Below are 23,011 nucleotides of genomic sequence, written 5' to 3' on the forward strand. Positions count from 1 at the left end.
ATCAGGAACCACCCGGGACTATGGCCATCAACGACATCCACACCCCAGTTCTGCTCGACCGGTGCGTCGACCTGCTCGCGCCGGCGTTGGAACGACCCGGCGCCGTCCTCGTCGACGCCACGCTCGGCATGGCCGGGCACGCCGAGGCGTTCCTGCAGCGGTTCCCCGGGCTCATCCTGGTCGGACTCGACCGAGACCTCGACGCCCTCGCGATCGCCGAGGAGCGGCTGAAACCGTTCCGCGACCGGGTGCACCTCGTGCACACCGTCTATGACGGCATCCAGGACGCCTTGGCCGGACTCGGCATCCCCGAGGTGTCCGGCGTGCTCTTCGACCTCGGTGTGTCCTCGCTGCAGCTGGACCGGGTCGAGCGCGGCTTCTCCTATTCCAAGGATGCGCCGCTGGACATGCGCATGGACAACACCAGCGACCTGACGGCCGAGCACATCCTGGCGACCTACAGCGAGCAGGAACTGCGCCGGATCTTCCACGAGTACGGCGAGGAGAAGCTGGCGGCACGCTACGCCAAGGCCATCGTCGAAGCCCGTGAGACCACCCCGTTCGTGCGGTCGGCCCAGCTGGTCGCGGTGATCACCGCCGTCACGCCCGTCGTCGTGCAGCGCGCCGGACACCCCGCCAAGCGGGTCTTCCAGGCGCTGCGCATCGAGGTCAACCAGGAACTCGCCGTGCTCGAGCGTGCCATCCCGGCGGCACTCGACTCGGTCGCCGTCGGCGGGCGCATCGTCGTCATGGCCTACCAGTCCCTCGAGGACCGGATCGTGAAGAAGATCCTGGCCAAGGCGTCCGGCTCCACAGCCCCGGCCGGACTGCCGATCGAACTTCCCGAACACAAACCACTGTTCAAACTCCTGATCCGAGGCGCCGAACTGGCCTCGGATGAGGAAAAGGCGAGAAACCCGCGCGCAACGCCGGTTCGCCTTCGCGCCGCCGAGCGACTGAGGAGAGCCGCATGAGTGACAATCTCGCACGCGTCCTACGACCCGACTGGGAGAGCACCCCCGACGCCGATCCGGTATCGGAGCCGCGCCACATCCAGATCGTGTCGCCGCGCAGCCAGCGACACGCGCGGCCGAAGATCGTCTACGCCCTGTCGGCCGTCACCGGCGTGGCGGTCATCGTGATCGCCCAGTTGCTGCTGAGCGTCGGGATCTCCCAGTCCGCCTACGAGGTGTCCCGACTGCAGGCCAGCCAGGTCGAACTCGGGCGCACGGCGGAGAGCGTGACCGAGGACCTCGTGCGGGTGTCCTCCCCGCAGAGCCTGGCCGCGAACGCGGAAGCGCTCGGCATGGTCACCAACTCCAATCCGTTGTTCCTGCAGCTCTCCGACGGCGCCGTGCTCGGCGCCCCGGCCTCCGCCAGCGGAAGCCAGGCCGGGACGGCGAGTCTGGTGCCGAACTCACTCCTGGCCGGCGTACCTTTGATCACGGAACTGCCGCAGAACACCGGTCAGGGAGCCAGCCTCGGCGGTTCACCGGCCGAGGCTCCCGCGGCGGTTGCCCCGGCTGCCCCGGCAGCCGAGTCCAACGGCCTGCCGACACCGACGACCCGCTAACCTACCCCTGAGCAGGTGCCCGCTCCCTGCGGCGCACCGCCCATCCTCCCGTTAGTCCGTTCGCACGACTTGCCCAACCCGCGGCCCCAGGCCGCAGTAAGGATTCGTAGGTGGCGAGCAGCACCCGGCCCAGCACCCGGTCCAGCAGGCGCCGCAGCGCCGCCACGGTTCTGTTCCTGTTCATCTTCGTGGCCGTGTTCGTGGTCAGGCTCGTCGACATCCAGGTCGTGCGCGCCGAGGCCCTGAGTGCCGATTCGCTGGGCAACCGGTCGGTCGAGCAGCCCGTCTACGGATCGCGCGGGGACATCGTCGACGGGAACGGGGTCGTCCTGGCCGGCACCGTCATGCGCTACAACATCACCCTGTCGCCGCGGAACGCCAAGGAATTCGACCGCACCACCGAGGCCGGGGACGTGACCGTGACGGTCGCGCAGGCGGCCGCGGAGGTAGGTGCCCTGACCGGGCAGACCGGCGACGAAATCCTTCAGATCATCTCCGGTTCCCTGGCCGCGAACAAGAACTCCGACTACGCGGTCGTCGTGCGGGCCGTCGACGTGTCGGTGTTTCGGGCCATCGATGCGCTCGACATTCCCTGGATGTACGCGGAGAAGAACCCGGGCCGGGTCTACCCGGACGGTGCCGTGGCCGGCAACCTGGTCGGTTTCGTCTCTTCCGGGGGAGAGGCCCAGGCCGGCATCGAACTCGGACAGGACGCCTGCCTGGCGAGCACCAACGGAACCGAGACCTATGAGAAAGGCGCGGACGGCGTGCGCCTGCCCGAGAGCACCGTCACCACCGCAAAGGCCAAGGACGGCGGAGACGTCGTCACGACCATCGACTCCGATCTGCAGTGGTTCGTGCAGCAGGTGCTGGCCGAACAGGCCGTCGCCACGGGCGCGGCCTGGGGCAACGTGGTGGTGCAGGAAGTGAAGACCGGAAAGCTCGTGGCGGTTGCCGACTACCCCTCGGTCGACCCCAACAACGTCAACGGCACCTCCGACGCCGCGGACCGCGGCTCCCGAGCCTTCACCGCCCCCTTCGAGCCAGGATCGACGTACAAAGCCCTGACCACGGCATCCGTTCTCGACGCCGGGGCGGCCACCCCGCTGAGCCGGGTCGTCGCTCCGTACCGGTATCTGCCGCCCAACGGCGCCAACGTGAACGACAGCTCCAATCACGCCGACCTGAACCTCACCCTCACGGGCGTGATGATCGAGTCCTCGAACACGGGCATGTCGAAGTTCGGCGAGCTGATCAGCGACCAGCAGCGCTACGACTACATGAAGAAGTTCGGCGTGGGCTCGGCGTCGGAGTCGGGCTTCCTCGCCGAGGAATCCGGCACCCTGCGCCCCTATGAGGACTGGGACAACCAGACCAAGTACGCGACCATGTTCGGCCAAGGGCTCACCACCACGGCCATCCAGGTCTCGAGCATCTACCAGACCCTGGCCAACAACGGCGTGCGGATGCCCGTGCAACTGGTCGCAGGGTGCCGTCACGCCGACGGCACCATGACCGACGTGCCCGAAGCGGTCGGCACCCCGGTCGTGTCTGCCGCCGCCGCGCGCGAGACCGCCGACATCCTCGAGATGGTCTACCAGAAGGCGTGGCTGGCCAAGACCTGGGAAATCCCGGGCTATCGGGTGGGCGCGAAGACCGGTACGGCGCAGATGCCCGACGGCCAGGGTGGATACACCAAGGGGTATCTGGTGTCGGTCTCCGGCTTCGCTCCGGCCGACGATCCCCAGTACGTCGTTTCGGTCAGCCTCGCTGATCCTGTTAAACTGAACTCTTCCGCCGCATCTGCTCCGATCTTCCAGGAGGTCATGAGTCAGGTGCTGAAGAAGTACCGGGCGGTCCCATCGGGCGCCACCGCGCCTGCCCTTCCCGGTACCTGGTAAGAAAGCGAGCCCCGTGACCGAATTGGCACCCTCGGCTCTCCGTCCTCAGCATCCGGTCCCCAGATCGTTGTCGGGACTGGTCGATGAATTCGAACTGTATGTGCATGGCGACGTCGATGGCCTCGAGGTCACCGGCGTGAGCCTGAGCTCCCGAACCGTTCAGCCCGGAGACCTCTATGTCGGCGTTCCCGGACGGGCCAGTCATGGCGCGTCCTACGCTGCCGGCGCCCGTGACTCCGGCGCGGTCGCGATCCTGACCGATGAGGCCGGCGCGTTACTGGCCGCCGAGAGCGGCCTCCCGGTCCTCGTGACCCCGGACGCGCGCGCGGCGCTCGGAGCCGTCGCCGCCTGGATCTACCGCACCGACGCGAACCCGGCCACGCTCTTCGGCGTGACGGGAACCAACGGCAAGACCAGCGTGGTGTACCTCCTCTTCGCCCTCCTCAACCAGCTGGGCGTCGTGTCCGGCCTCACTTCGACGGCCGAGCGCCGCATCGGCGACCTCGCCGTGGTGAGCTCGCTGACGACGCCGGAGGCCACCGAGCTGCACGCCCTCCTCTCGCGTATGCGGGAGGCCGAGGTGCGCGCCGTCGCCATCGAGGTGTCGGCCCAGGCGCTGACCCGTCACCGCGTGGACGGGCTCGTCTTCGACGTCGCCGGTTTCACCAATCTGAGCCACGACCACCTCGACGACTACGCGGGCCTCGACGAGTACTTCCAGGCCAAGCTCGAGCTGTTCCAGCCCGACCGGTCCAAGCGCGGGGTCATCACGGTCGACTCCGACTGGGGCCGCCGGATCGTCGACGAGTGCCGCATCCCGGTCACGACCCTGAGCAGCAAGCCCGACGTTGCCGCCGACTGGCACATGTCCATCGTCTCCGAGAGCGCGCTGTACACAGAGTTCTTGCTCGAGGGGCCGGAGGGACGCCGCCTGCAGACCCGGGTTCCCCTGGTGGGCTGGTTCATGGCGGCCAATGCGGCCCTGGCCATCCTGATGCTGGTCGAATCCGGCTACGACCTCGAGGCCATCGCCCACTCCCTCGACCGGGACGGCGGAATCGACGTCTATATCCCCGGGCGCGCCGAGCGCATCTCCGGTGACACGGGCCCGCTGGTCTACATCGACTACGGGCACAGCCCGGACGCGTTCCTGAACACCCTCGCCGCCATTCGCAAATTCACCCCCGGCCGCCTGATCATGGTCTTCGGCGCCGACGGCGACCGCGACACCACGAAACGGGCCGACATGGGAGCGATCGCGGCCCGCGGAGCGGATGTCGTCGTCGTGACCGACTTCCACCCTCGTTTCGAGGACCCCGCTGCCATCCGTGCCACTCTGCTCACCGCCGCCAGGGAGGCCGTGCCCGGCGGCGAGTTCCATGAGGTGCCTGACCCCCGGACGGCGTTCCGAACGGCGCTCTCCCTAGCGAAAGAAGGCGACGCGATCTTGTATGCGGGACCAGGCCATGAAAATTACCATGAGGTCGCCGGAGTGAAGATTCCCTATTCCGCCCGGGACGACTCCCGCCAGGCGCTGCGCGATGCGGGGTGGCTGTAGATGATCGCCCTGACCCTCGGCCAGATCGCCCTGGCTGTCGACGGTACGCTCCAGCTGAGCGGGACCACCTTGAACATCGATTCCGTCACCGACGGAATGGTGCACACCGACTCGCGCGACACCGTTCCCGGCTCCGTCTTCGTGGCCAAGCCCGGTGAGGTGACCGACGGTCACCTCTACGCGCCGGTCGCCGTCGAACGCGGCGCCACCCTGCTGATCGTCGAACGACTGCTCGACCTCCCCGTGGCCCAGATCGTCGTGCCGGACGTGGTGCTCGCCCTCGGCGCCCTCGCCACCTACGTCGTGGCCCGCGTGCGGGAGGCCGGCAACCTCAAGATCGTCGCCGTCACCGGTTCCAACGGCAAGACCACGACGAAGAACCTGCTCCGGGCCGTACTCGAACGCGTCGGCCCGACCGTCGCGGCCCGCGCCTCCTTCAACAACGAGGTCGGCGCGCCGCTGACCATGCTCGAACTGACCCACGACACCCGATTCCTGGTAGCAGAGATGGGCGCGAGCGCCGTCGGCGAAATCGCCCGTCTGGTCCGGATGGCCCGTCCCGACATCGGAATCGTGCTCAAGGTCGGTCTGGCCCACGCCGGTGAATTCGGCGGCATCGAGGCGACCGTCCGCGCGAAGACCGAGATGGTCACCGACCTGCTCGCGACGGATGTCGCCGTGTTGAACGCCGACGACCCGCGCGTCGCCGGCATGGCCGCGTCGACCGCAGCTCAGGTCGTCTGGTTCGGCCAGGACGGCGACGAGGGCGTGCGCGCCACCGCGGTGCACGCCTCCGGGTCCGGAACCACCTTCACGCTGCACCTGGCGTCGGGCCAGTCCCGGCCGGTGGCCTTCCAGGTGCTCGGGGAGCACCACGTGATGAACGCCCTTGCCGCTGCCGCCGCCGCCGAGATCCTCGGGGTCCCGATCGACGACATCGTCTCCGCCCTCGAGTCCGTGCAGACCGCCGAGCGCTGGCGCATGCAGGTCATGGGCGGGCGTGACGGCGTAACCGTCATCAACGACGCCTACAACGCCAGCCCGGACTCCATGACGGCGGCGCTCAAGACCCTCGCCCAGATCACGGTTCCCGGCCAGCGCACCTTCGCCGTGCTCGGCGAGATGAGCGAACTGGGAGAACTGGCCGGTGAAGAGCACGACCGCGTCGGGCTGCTCGCTGTGCGCCTCAACATCTCCCAGCTCGTCGTCGTCGGGCGCGGCGCCCGGCGCATGCACATCAGCACCATCAACGAGGGATCCTGGGACGGGGAGTCGGTGTTCGTCGAGAATTCCGACGAGGCCTTCGACCTGCTCTGCGCCACCGTGCAACCGGGGGACACCGTGCTCGTGAAATCATCCAATTCCGCCGGTCTGCGATTTCTAGGCGACCGTCTGGGAGAGTGGTTCTCGTGAGAGCCCTCCTGATGGCGGGAGCCTTCTCCCTCGTTTTCACCCTGACGCTGACGCCGCTGTTCATCCGGCTGTTCCACAAGCTGGGCTGGGGACAGTTCATCCGCGACGACGGGCCGCAGAGCCACCACGCCAAACGCGGAACCGCCACCATGGGCGGCATCATCCTCATCGTCGGAACCGTGGTCAGCTATTTCTCGGCCATGTGGATCACCGGCACGCACATTCCGATTTCGCCGCTCCTGGTCCTGTTCATGATGGTCGGGCTCGGCCTGGTCGGTTTCATCGACGACTTCCTGAAGACCCGCAACCAGCGCAGTCTGGGGCTCGGCGGGTGGGCGAAGATCACCGGCCAGGTCCTCGTGGCCGGCACGTTCGCCGTCCTGGCCATCCAATTCCCGAACGCCAACGGCGTCACTCCGGCGTCCACCCAGATCTCCTTCCTGCGTGACCTTCCGCTGGACTTCATGGCGCTGGGCAGCATCATCGGTATCTCCCTCTTCGTGCTCTGGATCTGCCTGATCGTGACGGCCACCTCCAACGGCGTCAACGTCACCGACGGCCTCGACGGACTCGCCACCGGGTCCTCGATCCTCTCGATCGGCGCCTTCATCGTGATCGGCTTCTGGCAGTCCAACCAGGCCCGTTTCGGCGGAGCCGACGTGGCGGACCTCTACCGGGCCTACGACGTGCGCGACCCGCTCGATCTGGCCATCGTGTCCGCGGCCATCGTCGGCGGCCTGATCGGCTTCCTGTGGTGGAACACCTCCCCGGCGAAGATCTTCCTCGGCGACACCGGTTCGCTGGCCATCGGCGGCGCCCTCGCGGCGCTGGCCATCCTCAGCCGCACCGAACTGCTGCTCGTGCTGATCGGCGGCCTGTTCGTGATCGAGGCCGGATCCGTCATCGTGCAGCGGGCCTACTTCAAGGTGACGCGCGGCAAGCGCATCTTCCTGATGAGCCCCATCCACCACCACTTCGAGCTCAAGGGCTGGGCCGAGGTCACCGTGGTGGTGCGCTTCTGGATCATCGGCGGGCTGCTCGTGTCCGCCGGCGTCGGCACCTTCTACCTCGAATGGCTGACCGCCAAGTGACCGGTCGACACTCGGACGACGCCGAGCCCACTGCAGCGGATGCCGCACGCCTTGACGCCCTGACGAGCTGGCACGCCGACTGGTCCGGCCTGCGCGTGGCCGTGCTCGGTCTGGGCATCACGGGCTTCGCGGCCGCCGACACCCTCGTTGAACTGGGCGCCAATGTGCTTGTCGTGGCCGGGGACGCCCCCGCCACCACCGTCCGCCTGCTCGACGTGATCGGGGCCGGCCTGGTGCAGGCCGCACCGGGAGTCGTTCCGGACGAACTGACCCGGCACCGGCCGGAGGTTCTGATCGCCTCGCCCGGTTACCACCCCGACCACGCTCTGCTGCTTTGGGCAGCGCAGGCGGGGGTTCCGGTCTGGGGCGACATCGAACTGGCCTGGCGCCTGCGCGACAAGGTCGGCCCTGCGGCCGAGTGGATCCTCATCACCGGCACCAACGGCAAGACCACGACCGTGCAGCTGACGGCCACCATGCTCGCCGCCGCCGGCCTGCGCGTCGCCCCCTGCGGCAACATCGGTGTGCCCGTGCTCGATGCCGTGCGCGACCCGCAGGGCTGGGACGTTCTCGTGGTCGAGCTCTCCAGCTACCAGCTGCACCACCTGCCCCGCACCGGTCCCGGCGCCCTCGTGCCGTTTTCCAGCGTCTGCCTCAACATCGCCGACGACCACCTCGACTGGCACGGTTCGGCTGAGGCGTACCGCGACGCGAAAGCCACGGTCTACGCCAACACCAAGGTGGCCTGCGTCTACAACAAGGCGGATGCCGCGACCATGCGCATGGTCGAGGAAGCCGATGTGCAGGAGGGTTCCCGGGCGATCGGCTTCGGCCTCGGCGTGCCCGGCCCCAGCGACTTCGGCATTGTCGAGGGCATCCTCTGCGATCGCGCGTTCCACGAGGACCGGTTCGAGACCGCGATCGAGATCACGACCGCGCCGGAACTCCGGGCACGTGGTCTCAGCGCCCCTCACCTGCTGGCCGACATCCTCGCCGCCAGCGCCCTCGCCCGGTCGTTCGGAGTCGAGCCCGGCGTCATCCACGACGCCCTCGAGGGTTTCCGCCTCGACGCGCATCGCATCGAGATCGTGGCCGAGTCCGCCGGCATCCGCTGGATCGACGACTCGAAGGCCACCAACCCGCACGCGGCGGACGCCTCGCTCACCGCGTTCGAGACCGTCGTCTGGCTGGTCGGCGGTCTACTCAAGGGCGTGGACGTCGACCAGCTGGTGGAGCGGCACGTCGGCCACCTGCGCGGGGCCGTGATCATCGGCGTCGACCGCTCCGTGCTGCGGGACGCATTCGCGCGACACGCGCCGGAGCTTCCGGTGTTCGAGATCGACGCCGACGACACTGGACTGGTGATGCCCGGCGCGGTCCGGCTCGCAGCCGGGCTCGCCGAAACCGGTGACGTCGTGCTGTTGGCCCCGGCCGCAGCATCCATGGACCAGTTCACCGACTACGCCCAGCGGGGCCGGTTGTTTGCAGAAGCCGTACGGGATCATCTGGGAGGTGAGGAGGATGAAGACTCCGCCCCGGCCCCCGGCGCCTAGGCAGGTCGCGCCCACCGCCTCCGCATCCGTCCAGCCCGCCCAGCACAGTCCCACCCGAGCCGATGCCGCGGCCCAGGTCGCGTCCGCCCGGATCCACTTCGGCCGGGTGTTCAAGGCCGAGTCCGCGAGCTACTTCCTACTCCTCGGCACCACCCTGTTCCTCGTCGTGTTCGGTCTCGTCATGGTGCTGTCGTCCTCTTCGGTCGACTCCTACCTGGAGAACACGGGCTTCTTCGGCACCGTGCTGCGCCAGGGCGGCTTCGCGCTGATCGGCGTTCCCGTGATGCTCATGATCAGTCACCTGCCGCTGAAGTTCTGGCGGAGGGTGGCCTGGCCGATGCTCATCGTCGCCTGCCTCCTGCAGTGCCTGGTCGTGTTCACCCCCCTCGGCGTCGAGGTGGCCGACAACACCAACTGGCTGTCGATCGGCGGGATCCAGTTCCAGCCCTCCGAGGGGATCAAACTCTCCCTCGTCGTCTGGCTGGGGATGATCCTGTCGCAGAAGGAGAACCGGCTCGACGACTGGCGCCACGTGTACATCCCGGTCTTCGGCGTGGGCGGCGGCGCCGTGATGCTCGTGCTCATCGGCGGCGACCTCGGAACCGTTCTGATCATGGCCGGGATCCTGTTCGGAGCCCTGTTCTTCGCCGGGGTGCGACTGCGTCTCCTGGCGGTTCCCCTCGCCGCCGGGCTCGTGCTGGCCGCGCTGATGGCGTTGACGAGCTCGAACCGGATGACGCGCATCCTGAGCTTCATGGGAGCGGGCTGCGAGGAGGTCGACGGTCCCATCTCGGCTCCCTGCTGGCAGCCGCTACACGGCACCTGGGCCCTCGCCAACGGCGGCGTCTTCGGCGTCGGGCTCGGCAATTCCAAGGCCAAGTGGTCTTGGCTGCCCGCGGCCGACAACGACTACATCTTCGCCATTGTCGGCGAGGAACTCGGACTGATCGGGGCGGTCGTCGTCCTGTTCATGTTCATCCTGCTGGCCTTCGCGTTCCTGCGGATCATGCGCACCAGCACGAGTCTTCAAGCCCGTGTGTCGACGGCCGCCGTGCTGGTCTGGCTGATCGGTCAGGCTTTCGTCAACATCGGCGTGGTCCTGGGCGTATTCCCGGTGCTGGGCGTCCCCCTCCCGCTGGTGTCCGCGGGCGGTACCGCCCTGCTCACGACCCTCGGCGCGATCGGCATCGTGCTCTCATTCACCCGGGGCGACCATGCGGACCAACCGCGGCGCGCCGACACGTCAGGAGTCCCACAGTGACCACCTATCTGCTCGCCGGCGGCGGAACCGCCGGCCATGTGAACCCGCTCCTCGCCGTCGCCGACACCATCACCAGCCGGGAACCGGATGCGACGGTCATCGTTCTCGGAACCCGGGAGGGTCTCGAGGCCCGCCTGGTGCCGGATCGCGGCTACGAGCTGGTCTTCGTTCCCCGCCTGCCGTTCCCACGCCGTGCGAACCGGCAGGCACTGTCGTTCCTGCCGCGGTTGAACCGGGCCGTGGGCGACCTGGCGCTTCTGATCCGGTCCCGTCACGTCGACGTCGTCGTCGGGTTCGGCGGCTACGTCTCGACCCCGGCCTACTTCGCGGCGCGCCGGGCCGGCGTGCCCATCGTCATCCACGAGGCCAATTTTCGGGCCGGGTTGGCCAACCGGCTCGGGGCCTGGTTCACCCGCCACGTCGGGGTGGCCTTCCCCGGCACACGGATCCGCCACCCGCACGTCGTCGGGATGCCGCTGCGCCCCGAGATCGCCGGACTCGACCGGGAAAAGGCGCGCCCGGAGGCCCTGACCTTCTTCGGCCTCGACGCCGACCGCCCCACCCTGCTGGTGACCGGCGGATCGCTGGGCGCGCGGCGCCTGAACAACACCATCGTGTCCGCTGCCGCCGGCCTGATCGCGGCCGGCTGGCAGGTGCTGCACATCACCGGTGAGAAGTCTGACGTGACCGACCCGGGGCTGGACCACTACCGCCTGATCTCCTACTGCGACCGGATGGACCTGGCGCTGTCCGCCGCGGACTTCGCGGTGTCCCGGGCCGGCGCCGGAACCGTGTGCGAACTGAGCGCCCTCGGCATCCCTGCCGTCTACGTGCCGTACCCCGTCGGCAACGGGGAGCAGCGCTTCAATGCGGCCGACGTGGTGCGCGCCGGGGGCGGGATCCTCGTCGATGACGCGGACTTCCTGCCGGCCTGGGTGCAGCACGAGCTCGTTCCGGTGCTCGCCGACCGCGAGCGCGTGCGCCGGATGGGCGTCGCGGCGGCATCCGCCGGGGGACTCGACGGCTCGGCGCGCATGACCGACTTCATCCACGCGGCCCTCGCGTAGCCACACCGGCTAACGTTGTTCCAGCACCGGAACACCAGCACCCCAGCATTCGTCTCCAACTGAGAAGAGCCAGCAACCGTGATCAAGCCCGACCTGAACCTCACCATTCCCCGTGACCTCGGCACGGTGCATTTCGTGGGCATCGGCGGCTCCGGGATGAGCGGGATCGCACGGTTGTTCCTCGCCGCCGGGCACACCGTCACCGGCTCGGACGTGCGCGAGTCCGACAATGTGCTCGCCCTGCGCGCGCTGGGAGCCCGCATCTCGATCGGCCACGCCGCCGAGAACGTCGGTGACGCCGACAGCCTCGTCGTCACGGGCGCGCTCTGGCAGGACAACCCGGAATACGTGCTGGCGAACGAGCGCGGCCTCCCCGTGCTGCACCGCTCCCAGGCCCTCGCCTGGCTGATCGAGAAGCACCGCCTCGTCGCCGTCGCGGGTGCCCACGGCAAGACCACCTCGACCGGCATGATCGTGACCGGCCTCCTCGGCCTCGGCACGCATCCCAGCTTCGTCAACGGCGGCGTGATCGAATCGCTCGGCGTGTCGGCGGCCGCGGGAACCGACGACCTCTTCGTCGTCGAGGCCGACGAATCGGACGGCTCGTTCCTGCTCTACAACACGGCGGTCGCCCTGGTCACCAACGTCGACCCCGACCACCTCGACCACTACGGGTCGCTGGAGGCGTTCGAGGCCGCGTTCGTCGAGTTCGCCCAGAATGCGGGCGAGTTCGTGGTCATCTCCTCCGACGATCCCGGCGCGGTCAGCGTGACCGGCAAGCTCACCGGCAAGCGGGTCATCACCTTCGGCGAGGATGCCGCGGCCGACGTGCGCGTGCACTCGGTCGTCACCGACGGACCGGTTCGCTTCTCCGTGGCCTGGGCCGGGCACGACTACGTCGCCGCCCTCCGGATCCCGGGCCGGCACAACGCGATCAACGCGGCCGGCGCCTTCGCGGTGCTCGTCGGGCTCGGCTTCGACCCGGAGGCATCCCTGGCCGCCATCTCGGAGTTCGGCGGCACCGAGCGCCGGTTCGAACTGCACGGCACCGTGGGCGGTGTCAGCGTCTACGACGACTACGCCCACCACCCCACCGAGGTCGCCGCCGCGCTGTCCGCCGCCCGTACCGTGGTCGGCACCGGCCGGATCATCGCCGTGCACCAGCCGCACCTGTACAGCCGCACCCGGCTGTTCGCCCAGGAATTCGCCCAAACCCTGGAGGAGAAGGCGGACCAGACCGTCGTCCTCGCCGTTTACGGCGCCCGAGAGGACCCCGAGCCCGGCGTGACCGGGGCCCTCGTCTCCGACAAGTTCACAGATGCCGCCAAGGTCGTCTACGTGCCGGACTGGCAGGAGGCAGCCGACTACGTCGCCTCGATCGCAAAGGACGGCGACTTTGTCGTCACCCTCGGCTGCGGCGACGTCTACCGGATCGTTCCCCAACTGCTCGCCTCGCTCACGCAGGCGCGCGGATGACCCGCAACCGAGCATGAAGAGGCCCGAGGGCTACGACCGCCCGGCGGCAGCCGACGAGCGGGCCGCCGGTACGAAGGGCACCCTGACGAAGAGCACCCTGACGAAGGGCACCCTGACGAAGAGCACCGCGGGGAAGGGCGCCGCGCCGAAGACCACCGCTGACAGCAGCGCCGGCACCCAGAGCACGGCAGCGAAGCAGACGGCGGCAAGGGCAGGCCGTTCCAGATCCACCGGTCACGGCGATCACACGAGCACGGAGCCGATCACGCTTCCGGCCGCCGACCCGATCGCGACAGTGTCCCGGCTACGGGCGGCGACCGGGTCCGCACCGTCTGCCTCCCCATCGTCCGCTCCGGCGCCCCGGGAACCCCACGACACTCCGCTGACTCCGGCCGGCGCCAGGCGCAAGCTCCGGGCTGCCCGACGTGCCCGCAAGCTCTACGAGCGCGAGGAGGTGCGTCGCTTCACCTGGCGGTCCCGTCGGCGGCGGAACATCTGGTTGACCGCGCTCGGCATCCTGGGCGCCCTCGTCGCCTTCGTTCTCGTCGGCACCTTCTCGCCTCTGATGGCGCTCCGCACCATCGAGGTCGTCGGGGCGAACCGCGTGCCGGCCGAGCAGATCCAGTCCGCCCTCGACGGCCAGCTGGGTACGCCGCTGCCACTCGTGGACTTCGCCGAGGTGAAACAGGAGCTGTCGGCCTTCACCCTGATCCAGAGCTATGTCACCGAAAGCCGTCCACCGAACACCCTCGTCGTGCGCATCGTGGAGCGGGAGCCCGTCGGCACACTCGTGACCGAGTCCGGATTCGACCTGGTCGACGCGGCCGGCGTGGTCATCCAGAGCAGCGTGGAGCGACCCGCCGGGTACGCCACCATCGACGCGCGCGCCGGGGTCGGCAGCGCCGGGTTCCGGGCGGCAGCCGCCGTCATCGCGGCCCTCCCGGCCGACATCCGTGCCACCCTCGACACCGTGACCGCCGCCACCACCGACGATGTCACCCTCACGCTCGCGGGCGGCACGCGCGTGGTGTGGGGGAGCGCGGAGAAGTCGGATTTCAAGGCGGTCGTGCTCGCGGCCCTGATCGTGAGCCATCCGGTCGGCACCGTCGGCGAATACGACGTGTCGTCGCCGGACAGCGCTGTGCTTCGCTGAGATATTGGTTGGATCTTCGCGACACGCGGGCGCGCCTCCCCGACCCTGATCGGCTGGCGCATAACTTTCTAACAGGAATTGCATACTCAGCATAACTTTAAACTTCGACAAGAGGTTTAGGGTTCCACCGGAGGCCGGACGTGTCAACAACAAATCAGAATTACCTCGCAGTCATCAAGGTTGTTGGAATCGGTGGCGGCGGTGTCAACGCCGTCAACCGCATGATCGAGCTCGGCCTCCGCGGAGTCGAGTTCATCGCCATCAACACGGATGCCCAGGCGCTCCTGATGAGCGACGCCGACGTCAAACTCGACGTGGGCCGCGATCTCACCCGCGGTCTCGGCGCCGGCGCCGACCCTGAGGTCGGCCGCCGCGCCGCCGAGGACCATGCCGAAGAAATCGAAGAGGCCCTGGCCGGCGCGGACATGGTCTTCGTCACGGCCGGCGAGGGTGGTGGAACGGGCACCGGCGGTGCACCGGTCGTCGCCCGCATCGCCAAGTCCATCGGCGCGCTCACCATCGGTGTCGTCACCAAACCCTTCGGTTTCGAGGGCAAGCGCCGTCAAGCTCAGGCCGAGGCCGGTGTCGCGTCCCTGAAGAACGAGGTCGACACCCTCATCGTCGTGCCGAACGACCGCCTGCTCGAAATCAGCGACCGTGGGATCAGCATGCTCGAGGCCTTCGCCACGGCAGACCAGGTGCTCCTCGCCGGCGTGCAGGGCATCACCGACCTGATCACCACCCCTGGCCTGATCAACCTCGACTTCGCCGACGTCAAGTCGGTCATGCAGGGTGCCGGCTCCGCGCTGATGGGCATCGGCTCGTCCCGCGGCGCCGACCGCGCCATCAAGGCAGCCGAACTGGCCGTGGCGTCTCCGCTGCTCGAGGCATCGATCGACGGCGCCCACGGCGTGCTCCTGTCCATCCAGGGTGGCTCCAACCTCGGAATCTTCGAGATCAACGACGCCGCGCGCCTCGTGCAGGAAGCCGTGCACCCGGAAGCCAACATCATCTTCGGCGCCGTCATCGACGACACCCTGGGCGACGAGGTGCGGGTCACCGTCATCGCCGCCGGATTCGATGGCGGAGAGCCCGGCGCCAAGGCGGTCGAGGTTCGCCGCGCCGACCTGGTCGCCGCCGGTGTCGCCGCCGGTGCCGGTGTCGGTACCGGTGCGAGCACGGCGGGCGCTGCGGCGACCGGCGCGAACGATTCGGTTCCCTACTCGGATTCCGCGGCATCGTCGGTCTGGTCCGGCGTCGAGCCCGGTGCGGCCGTGGCCGATCCGGCCTTCGAGGAAGACCCGGACGACCTGGATATCCCGGACTTCCTCAAGTAGTGCCGTTCGCACCGACAGTCCCCGGGGTGGCGAGATGAGTGATTCGGGCAGGCCCCGGCCCGGCGGCCTCGCGGATCGGTTGGCCGCCGTTCAGAGGGGGATCACCGCCGCGGTCGCCGCCGCAGGGCGCGACCCGGAGGAGGTCACGACGATCGTCGTGACCAAGTTCCAACCCGTCTCGCTGCTCGAGGAGCTCGCCGCCCTCGGCGTGCGGGACTTCGGGGAGAGCCGTCACCAGGAGGCGCAGGGTAAGGCTGCCGCCCTGCAGGACCCGGGTCTGACCTGGCATTTCGTGGGTCAGGTTCAGGGCAAGAAGGCACGGCAGGTGCGGGCCTACGCCGACGTCATCCACTCCGTCGATCGCACCTCGCTGGTGGATGCGCTGGGCTCGGACGAATCCGTGGTCGACTGCTTCGTGCAGGTGAACCTGACGGATGACCCTGCTCGCGGCGGTGTCGCTCCGGGGGAGCTGCACGGGCTTGTCGAGCATGTGCTCGACACGGCCGGGGTGCGGCTGCTCGGGCTGATGGCGGTGGCTCCGATCGGTGCCGAACCCCGGCGAGCCTTCGCCCGGGTGCGCGAATTGGGCGAGACGGTTCAGCAGCTCGCACCGCACGCCAGATACCTGTCGATGGGCATGTCCGCGGACTACGCGGAGGCGATCAGCGAAGGGGCGACACACCTTCGAATTGGCACAGCAATCACCGGGAATCGCCCGGTATCCGGTTAATCTGGATAAGAAGAATCACCAACACGGAGGTCGAGATGTCCAACCCGCTCAAGAAGACCATGGTTTACCTGGGTCTGGCAGACGAGGAACTCGAGTACGAGGCGCCCGCTGCTGCGCCTGCGTCGACGGCCCCTCACTCGACGGCGTCGACTGCTGCGGCATCGAAGGCCGCTGCTCCCCACTCCGCCCCGAACTCCTCTCACGCCGCGTCGAACGCGTCGTCGCACTCCGCCGGCGCATCCGCTTCGGCCGGTCGCGCACCGGTGACCCCGCTGCGCAAGACCTCCGCTCCCAAGAATGTGGCTGCCTCAGACATGAATGAAATCCTCACCGTCCACCCGCGCCAGTACAAGGACGCCCAGGTGATCGCCGAATCCTTCCGCGACGGAATCCCGGTCATCATCAACCTGTCCCAGATGAGTGACGCCGATGCGCGCCGACTGATCGACTTCGCCAGCGGCCTGTCCCAGGGCCTGTACGGCAAGATCGAGCGCGTCACGGCCAAGGTCTTCCTGCTCTCCCCGTCCCACGTTGTCGTGTCAGGCGACAATGCCGCGGAGGACTCCGAAGCCGAGGCGTCCTTCTTCGCGCAGTCGTAGTAACCGCCGTGGTCAGCATCGTCGGAATCATCGGGAGTATCGCGTACTTCGTCCTCCTGCTCTACTTCTTCGTGATGTGGGGTCGGTTCATCATCGACCTCGTGCGCAGCGTCAACCGGTCCTGGCGACCGCAGGGCTTCCTGCTGGTCGTGATTGAGCTGGCCTACTCCCTGACGGACCCGCCGATCAAGTTCTTTCGGCGGCTCCTGCCGCCGCTGCGGATCGGTCCGATCGCGTTCGACTTCGGCTGGAGCATCACCATGCTCTGTGTCATCGTCGCCATGTCGATCACTGGGCTCATGCGCTGACCGATACCTCCCGCCTCGGACTTGGCATGTATTCTTGTGCGACGGCGTGCTGGGCTGACGCGGTCCGACTACACCTCGGACCTTGGTAGCGTTGGTTGAACGCAAACAGAATGTTCGCAACTCTAGTTTTAAGGGTGGAAAGCCATGGCGCTAACTCCGGAAGATGTAGTCAACAAGCGGTTCCAGTCGACGAAGTTTCGCGAAGGATACGATCAGGACGAGGTCGATGACTTCCTCGACGAGGTCGTCGTTGAACTTCGCCGACTTACCGCAGAGAACGAAGAGCTCAAGGCCCGCGCCGGCTCCGGCGTGCCAGCCGAGCCTGCCGCCGCAGTCGAGGTCGCACCGGCGCCCGAGGTTGTTGCGGAGCCCGTCGCGGCTCCCGTCGCTGTGGCTGCACCGGTCGTGGCCGAGCCCATCGATGAGACCGCCGGCACGACCAACCTTCTGCAGCTGGCACGCCGCCTGCACGAGGAGCACGTCAAGGAGGGTGCCGAGAAGCGCGATGCACTCATCGCCGAAGGCCACGCCACCGCCGCTCGCCTTGTTGCCGAGGCCGAGGCCAAGCAGCGCGCTCAGCTCACCATTCTCGATCAGGAGCGTTCCGTCCTCGAGACCAAGATCGATGACCTGCGCACCTTCGAGCGCGAGTACCGCCAGAAGCTGAAGAGCTACATTGAGACCCAGCTGCACGACCTCGACGCCACGTCGCCGGTCGAGTCGGGTAATGCCTCGAAGTCCAGCTTCCAGAGCTTTGGCGCCTAAGGTTCGAACGAAGAAGCGCCCCGGTGCGTTGATCCTCCTGGCCGTCGTGGCCCTGGGGATCTTCGCACTGGATCAGATCAGCAAGTACCTCGTCGTCAGCAGGCTGACCGAGGGTGACATCGTCCGGGTTCTGGGAGACGTGCTGCAAATGCACTTCGTCCGGAACCCGGGCGCTGCCTTTTCCATGGCGGCCGGGATGACCTGGATCTTCTCCATCATCGCTGTGGCCGTGGTGGTGCTCATCGTCTGGTTCGCCGGGCGCATCCGTTCACTGGCCTGGTCCGTCGTCTTCGGACTCCTGCTCGGCGGCGTGCTCGGCAATCTGACCGACCGGTTGCTGCGGGAGCCGTCCTTCGGCCTCGGGCACGTGATCGACTTCATCTCCACGCCTTGGCTGATCCCCGCCATCTACAACGTGGCCGACATGGCGATCGTGTCGAGCATGATCATCTTCATGTACCTGACCATTCGCGGCATCGGCCTCGACGGACGCCGCACCGACGGCTCGGACTCGTCCGAGTCCACTCCCACCCAGATAGCACCCTGATTCTCGCCATGGAAACACGCTCCCTTCCCCTTCCGGACGGACTCGCCGGAGTCCGCGTCGACGCCGGCATCGCCAAGCTCCTCGGCTTCTCCCGCAGTTTCGCGGCGGAGGTGTGCGAGGCCGGCGGGGTCACGCTGGACGGGGTCGTGGCCGGCAAGTCCGACCGTCTGCACAATGGAGCGTGGCTGGAGGTGTCCTGGCAGCCCAAGGAGGCCCTGGCGATTGTGCCCATCCCGGTGCCGGATCTCACGATCGTGCACGACGACGAGAGCATCGTGGTCATCAACAAGCCGTCCGGGGTCGCCGCGCATCCGAGTGTGGGCTGGACCGGTCCCACCGTGGTCGGGGCGCTCTCCGCGGCCGGCTATCGCATCGCGACCTCCGGGGCCAGCGAGCGGGCCGGGATCGTGCACCGCCTCGACGTGGGCACCAGTGGACTGATGGTCGTCGCGAAGTCGGAGACCGCGTACACGGCTCTCAAACGGGCCTTCCACGACCGTGAGGTCGAGAAGATCTACCATTCCGTCGTGCAGGGCCACCCCGACCCCAGCACCGGCACCATCGACGCGCCGATCGGGCGCCACCCGCGGTCGGACTGGAAGTTCGCGGTCATCGCGGGCGGCAAGGATTCCGTCACCCACTACGAGACGCTCGAGGCCTTCCCCTCGGCGTCGCTGGTGGAGGTGCACCTGGAAACGGGGCGCACCCACCAGATCCGGGTGCACATGGCCGCCCAGCGGCATCCGTGTGTCGGTGACGCCATGTACGGCGCCGATCCCTCGATCACGGCGCGACTCGGCCTGACCCGGCAGTGGCTGCACGCGAAGCAACTGGCGTTCCACCACCCGGACACCCGGGAGTGGGTCACCTTCACCACCGACTACCCGGCCGACCTCGCGCACGCCCTCGGCGTGCTCCGCGACGTCTGACCTGTAGCGACCAATACCAACACCTCGGAGCCGCTTTGTCCTCTCAGAATCAGTCGGGTGGATCGAAGGATTCCTTCGTGCACCTGCATGTGCACAGCGAGTACTCGATGCTCGACGGCGCGGCGCGGGTCAAGCCGCTGATCAATGCGGCCATCGAGCAGGGGATGCCCGCGGTCGCCATCACCGACCACGGCAACGTCTTCGGTGCGTTCGACTTCTGGCACACGGCTACCGAGGCCGGTATCAAGCCGATCATCGGCACCGAGGCGTACATCACGCCGGGAACCAACCGGCGCGACAAGACCCGCGTGCGCTGGGGGACCAGCGGTCAGAACCGCGACGACGTCGGCGGCGCCGGTTCGTACACGCATATGACGCTGCTCTCGGAGACCACGGCCGGCATGCACAACCTGTTCCGGTTGTCGTCCAAGGCCAGCCTGGAGGGGTACTACTTCAAGCCCCGGATGGACCGGGAACTGCTGGCCGAATTCTCCGGCGGGCTGATCGGCACGACCGGGTGCGTGGGTGGCGAGGTGCAGACCCGCCTGCGCCTGGGCCAGTACGACGAGGCGAAGAAGGCCGCCGGCGAATTCCAGGACATCTTCGGCAAGGAGAACTTCTTCTGCGAGATCATGGACCACGGAATCGACATCGAGCGGCGCACCATGACCGACCTGCTCAAACTCGCCGGTGAGCTGAAGCTCCCGCTGGTGGCCAGCAACGACCTGCATTACACCCACGCCCACGACGCAACCGCCCACGCGGCCCTGCTCTGCGTGCAGTCGGCGTCGACCCTCGACGACCCGAACCGCTTCAAGTTCGATTCGAACGAGTTCTACCTGAAGACCGCCGCGCAGATGCGCCACCTCTTCCGGGACCACCCGGAATCCTGTGACAACACGCTGCTGATCGCCGAACGCTGCCAGGTGGAGTTCAACACCAAGGCCAACTACATGCCCCGATTCCCCTGCCCGGAGGGGGAGAACGAGGAGAGCTGGTTCGTCAAGGAGAACGAGATCGGGCTGGCCAAGCGCTACCCGAACGGCATCCCAGACGAGGTGCGGAAGCGAGCCGACTACGAGATCGGCATCATCATCCAGATGGGCTTCCCTGGCTACTTCCTGGTGGTGGCCGACTTCATCATGTGGGCCCGGCAGCAGGGCATTCGGGTGGGTCCCGGCCGCGGCTCGGGCGCCGGCTCAATGGTCGCCTACGCCATGGGGATCACCGACCTCGACCCCCTCGTGCACGGGCTGATTTTCGAACGGTTCCTGAACCCCGACCGCGTCTCCATGCCCGACTTCGACGTCGACTTCGACGAGCGCCGCCGCGGCGAGGTCATCCACTACGTGACCGAGAAGTACGGCGAGGAACGCGTCGCCCAGATCGTCACCTACGGCACGATCAAGGCCAAGCAGGCCCTCAAGGACGCGTCTCGCGTGCTCGGGTTCCCCTTCGGGATGGGCGACAAGCTCACCAAGGCCATGCCGCCGGCCATCATGGGCAAGGACGTGCCACTGACAGGTATGTTCGACAAGGACCATGCGCGCTACCGCGAGGCCGCCGACTTCCGGGCCGTGATCGAATCCGACCCCGAGGCCCGCACGGTCTTCGACACAGCCCTCGGCCTGGAGAACCTCAAGCGCCAGTGGGGCGTGCACGCGGCCGGCGTGATCATGAGTTCCGACCCGTTGATCGACATCATCCCGATTATGAAGCGCGAAGCGGATGGCCAAGTCGTCACGCAGTTCGATTACCCGGCCTCCGAGGCCCTCGGCCTGATCAAGATGGACTTCTTGGGGCTGCGCAACCTCACCATCATCGACGACACCCTCGACAACATCGCCGTGAACCGCGGACACCGGCCCGTGCTCGAAGAAATGGGCCTGGAAGACCCGGCCGCCTACGAGTTGCTCGCCCGCGGTGACACGCTCGGGGTGTTCCAGCTCGACGGCGGGCCCATGCGGTCGCTGCTACGCCTGATGAAGCCCGACAACTTCGAAGACATCTCGGCCGTCATCGCCCTGTACCGGCCCGGCCCCATGGGTGCCAACTCGCACACCAACTATGCGCTGCGGAAGACCGGCCAGCAGGAGATCATCCCGATCCACCCGGAGCTCGAGGAGGCGCTGGCGGACGTCATCGGCACCACCTACGGCCTGATCGTCTACCAGGAGCAGGTCATGTCGATCGCGCAGAAGCTGGCCGGGTTCTCCCTGGGCCAGGCCGACCTGCTGCGCCGTGCAATGGGCAAGAAGAAGAAGTCGGAGCTGGACAAGCAGTTCGAGGGCTTCTCCGGCGGCATGGTCGCCAACGGCTACTCCATGGAGGCGGTGAAGACCGTCTGGGACATCCTGCTCCCGTTTTCCGACTACGCCTTCAACAAGGCGCACTCGGCCGCCTACGGGGTGCTCTCGTATTGGACCGCGTACCTCAAGGCCAAGTACCCGGCCGAGTACATGGCCGCGCTGTTGACCAGCGTCGGCGACTCCCGCGACAAGCTCGCGCTGTACCTGAACGAGTGCCGACGGATGGGCATCCAGGTGCTGCCGCCGGACGTGAACGAGTCGATCGGATACTTCGCGGCCGTGGGCACGGACATCCGTTTCGGGCTGGGCGCGGTGCGGAACGTTGGCTTCAACGTGGTCGACGCGATCCGCGCGGCCCGGAAGGAGAAGGGCGCGTTCGAGTCGTTCCACGACTTCCTGCGCAAGGTGCCGATCCCGGTGGCCAACAAGCGCACGGTCGAGTCCCTGATCAAGGCCGGCGCCTTCGACTCGCTCGGAGCGACCCGTCGGGCCATGTTCGAGATCCACGAGGCCGCCGTCGAATCCGCCGTCAAGATCAAGCGGGACGAGCAGCACGGCATGGTCGGCTTCGACTTCGACAGCCTGTTCGACGACCCGCAGGAGACCGAGCAGGTCCCGGACCGTCCCGAGTGGAGCAAGAAGGAGAAGCTCGCGCTGGAACGCGACATGCTCGGGCTCTACGTCTCCGACCATCCGCTGGCCGGGCTCGAGATCCCGTTGGCCAAGCACGCCAGCACGACCATCGTGGACCTGGTCGGGTCGGAACAGACCCAGGATGCCGACACCGTCACCATCGCCGGCCTGATCACCAGCGTGCAGCACCGGATCGCAAAGAAGTCCGGCAACCAGTACGGCATCATCCAGGTCGAGGACTTCGGCGGAGAGATCGCCGTGATGTTCATGGGCAAGGCGTACCAGGAGTTCTCGCCCGACCTGATCAGCGACTCGGTCGTGGTCGTGCGGGGCCGGGTGAGCATGCGCGACGACGGCATGAACCTGCACGCGTACAGCATCTTCGCGCCGGAACTCGGGCAGGCCTCCGACACCGGGACGCTGACCGTGACGCTGGCGGAATCCCGGGCCACGACCGACACGGTGACGGCGTTGGGTGAGGTCATCACCCGCCATATCGGCAGCTCGGAGGTGCGGCTCAAGCTGGTGAAGGGCCACACGGCCCGGGTGTTCGAGCTGCCCCACCACGTGAAGATCAGCGCCGACCTGTTCGGGGAGCTCAAGAGCCTGCTCGGGCCGAACTGCCTGACCTAGCCGGTTGGGTCCCAGTCGAACAGTCGTCTCGAACGAATTCGACGGAGATTTTGTCGAAAAACAGCCTTTTCGGGCGATGTCAAGCTGACTGGAGTCACTTGGGTTAGTTTGTGGCGGTTTCGTCGGCGAGGTGATTGATCCCGACGAGGCTGGCTGGTGCGGGTGTTGTTGGTCG

Annotated in this window: 19 protein-coding genes; all 19 read left to right on the plus strand. The window is 67.6% G+C overall.

Annotated features, from left to right (window positions below; translation table 11 throughout):
- Positions 1-20 precede the first annotated feature (20 nt).
- Positions 21-974: a 16S rRNA (cytosine(1402)-N(4))-methyltransferase RsmH gene (rsmH, locus tag E3O67_RS03285; protein ID WP_134432323.1), complete on the plus strand. Its 954-nt coding sequence runs from the start codon at positions 21-23 to the stop codon at positions 972-974.
- Positions 971-1,573, plus strand: coding sequence for a hypothetical protein (locus E3O67_RS03290; RefSeq protein ID WP_134432321.1), 603 nt, complete (start codon positions 971-973; stop codon positions 1,571-1,573). The genes rsmH and E3O67_RS03290 overlap by 4 nt, the downstream gene beginning before the upstream one ends.
- A 110-nt stretch (positions 1,574-1,683) precedes the next feature.
- Positions 1,684-3,474, plus strand: coding sequence for a penicillin-binding protein 2 (locus E3O67_RS03295; RefSeq protein WP_241979349.1), 1,791 nt, complete (start codon positions 1,684-1,686; stop codon positions 3,472-3,474).
- A 13-nt stretch (positions 3,475-3,487) separates the two neighbouring features.
- Positions 3,488-5,032 (plus strand): Mur ligase family protein, encoded by a 1,545-nt coding sequence (locus E3O67_RS03300; RefSeq protein ID WP_134432319.1) that lies wholly within the window; start codon positions 3,488-3,490, stop codon positions 5,030-5,032.
- Positions 5,033-6,445, plus strand: coding sequence for a UDP-N-acetylmuramoyl-tripeptide--D-alanyl-D-alanine ligase (gene murF / locus E3O67_RS03305; protein WP_134432317.1), 1,413 nt, complete (start codon positions 5,033-5,035; stop codon positions 6,443-6,445).
- Positions 6,442-7,536 carry a phospho-N-acetylmuramoyl-pentapeptide-transferase gene (mraY, locus tag E3O67_RS03310; RefSeq protein ID WP_134432315.1) on the plus strand — a complete coding sequence of 365 codons (1,095 nt, stop codon included), beginning with the start codon at positions 6,442-6,444 and terminating at the stop codon, positions 7,534-7,536. The genes murF and mraY overlap by 4 nt, the downstream gene beginning before the upstream one ends.
- On the plus strand, positions 7,518-9,089 hold the full coding sequence (gene murD / locus E3O67_RS03315; protein ID WP_134432313.1) for a UDP-N-acetylmuramoyl-L-alanine--D-glutamate ligase: 1,572 nt from the start codon (positions 7,518-7,520) through the stop codon (positions 9,087-9,089). Before mraY ends, murD begins: the two co-directional genes overlap by 19 nt.
- Positions 9,058-10,350: a putative lipid II flippase FtsW gene (gene ftsW, locus E3O67_RS03320; RefSeq protein ID WP_134432311.1), complete on the plus strand. Its 1,293-nt coding sequence runs from the start codon at positions 9,058-9,060 to the stop codon at positions 10,348-10,350. The genes murD and ftsW overlap by 32 nt, the downstream gene beginning before the upstream one ends.
- Complete coding sequence (locus tag E3O67_RS03325) at positions 10,347-11,417, plus strand: glycosyltransferase (protein WP_134432309.1); 1,071 nt, start codon at positions 10,347-10,349, stop codon at positions 11,415-11,417. Before ftsW ends, E3O67_RS03325 begins: the two co-directional genes overlap by 4 nt.
- Before the next feature lie 78 nt (positions 11,418-11,495).
- On the plus strand, positions 11,496-12,893 hold the full coding sequence (gene murC / locus E3O67_RS03330) for a UDP-N-acetylmuramate--L-alanine ligase (protein ID WP_134432307.1): 1,398 nt from the start codon (positions 11,496-11,498) through the stop codon (positions 12,891-12,893).
- Between the two features lie 13 nt (positions 12,894-12,906).
- Positions 12,907-14,046 (plus strand): FtsQ-type POTRA domain-containing protein, encoded by a 1,140-nt coding sequence (locus tag E3O67_RS03335; RefSeq protein ID WP_134432305.1) that lies wholly within the window; start codon positions 12,907-12,909, stop codon positions 14,044-14,046.
- A gap of 140 nt (positions 14,047-14,186) precedes the next feature.
- On the plus strand, positions 14,187-15,383 hold the full coding sequence (gene ftsZ / locus E3O67_RS03340; protein WP_135101856.1) for a cell division protein FtsZ: 1,197 nt from the start codon (positions 14,187-14,189) through the stop codon (positions 15,381-15,383).
- Positions 15,384-15,417: 34 nt separating this feature from the next.
- Positions 15,418-16,113 (plus strand): YggS family pyridoxal phosphate-dependent enzyme, encoded by a 696-nt coding sequence (locus tag E3O67_RS03345; RefSeq protein ID WP_134432301.1) that lies wholly within the window; start codon positions 15,418-15,420, stop codon positions 16,111-16,113.
- A 35-nt stretch (positions 16,114-16,148) separates the two neighbouring features.
- Complete coding sequence (locus E3O67_RS03350; RefSeq protein ID WP_134432300.1) at positions 16,149-16,712, plus strand: cell division protein SepF; 564 nt, start codon at positions 16,149-16,151, stop codon at positions 16,710-16,712.
- Between the two features lie 8 nt (positions 16,713-16,720).
- Positions 16,721-17,020 carry a YggT family protein gene (locus tag E3O67_RS03355; protein WP_241979347.1) on the plus strand — a complete coding sequence of 100 codons (300 nt, stop codon included), beginning with the start codon at positions 16,721-16,723 and terminating at the stop codon, positions 17,018-17,020.
- A 144-nt stretch (positions 17,021-17,164) separates the two neighbouring features.
- Positions 17,165-17,785, plus strand: a complete 621-nt coding sequence (locus E3O67_RS03360) for a DivIVA domain-containing protein (protein ID WP_134432298.1) — start codon at positions 17,165-17,167, stop codon at positions 17,783-17,785.
- A 28-nt stretch (positions 17,786-17,813) separates the two neighbouring features.
- Positions 17,814-18,332, plus strand: a complete 519-nt coding sequence (gene lspA / locus E3O67_RS03365; RefSeq protein ID WP_241981964.1) for a signal peptidase II — start codon at positions 17,814-17,816, stop codon at positions 18,330-18,332.
- 8 nt (positions 18,333-18,340) lie between these two features.
- The gene (locus tag E3O67_RS03370) at positions 18,341-19,261 is read left to right on the plus strand and encodes an RluA family pseudouridine synthase (protein ID WP_134432294.1); all 921 of its coding nucleotides are present in this window, start codon (positions 18,341-18,343) and stop codon (positions 19,259-19,261) included.
- A gap of 107 nt (positions 19,262-19,368) precedes the next feature.
- Positions 19,369-22,836 (plus strand): DNA polymerase III subunit alpha, encoded by a 3,468-nt coding sequence (gene dnaE / locus E3O67_RS03375; RefSeq protein WP_135101860.1) that lies wholly within the window; start codon positions 19,369-19,371, stop codon positions 22,834-22,836.
- Positions 22,837-23,011 lie beyond the last annotated feature (175 nt).

Origin of the sequence: Cryobacterium sp. TMT3-29-2 (assembly GCF_004564305.1) — a bacterium.
Lineage (GTDB): Bacteria > Actinomycetota > Actinomycetes > Actinomycetales > Microbacteriaceae > Cryobacterium > Cryobacterium sinapicolor.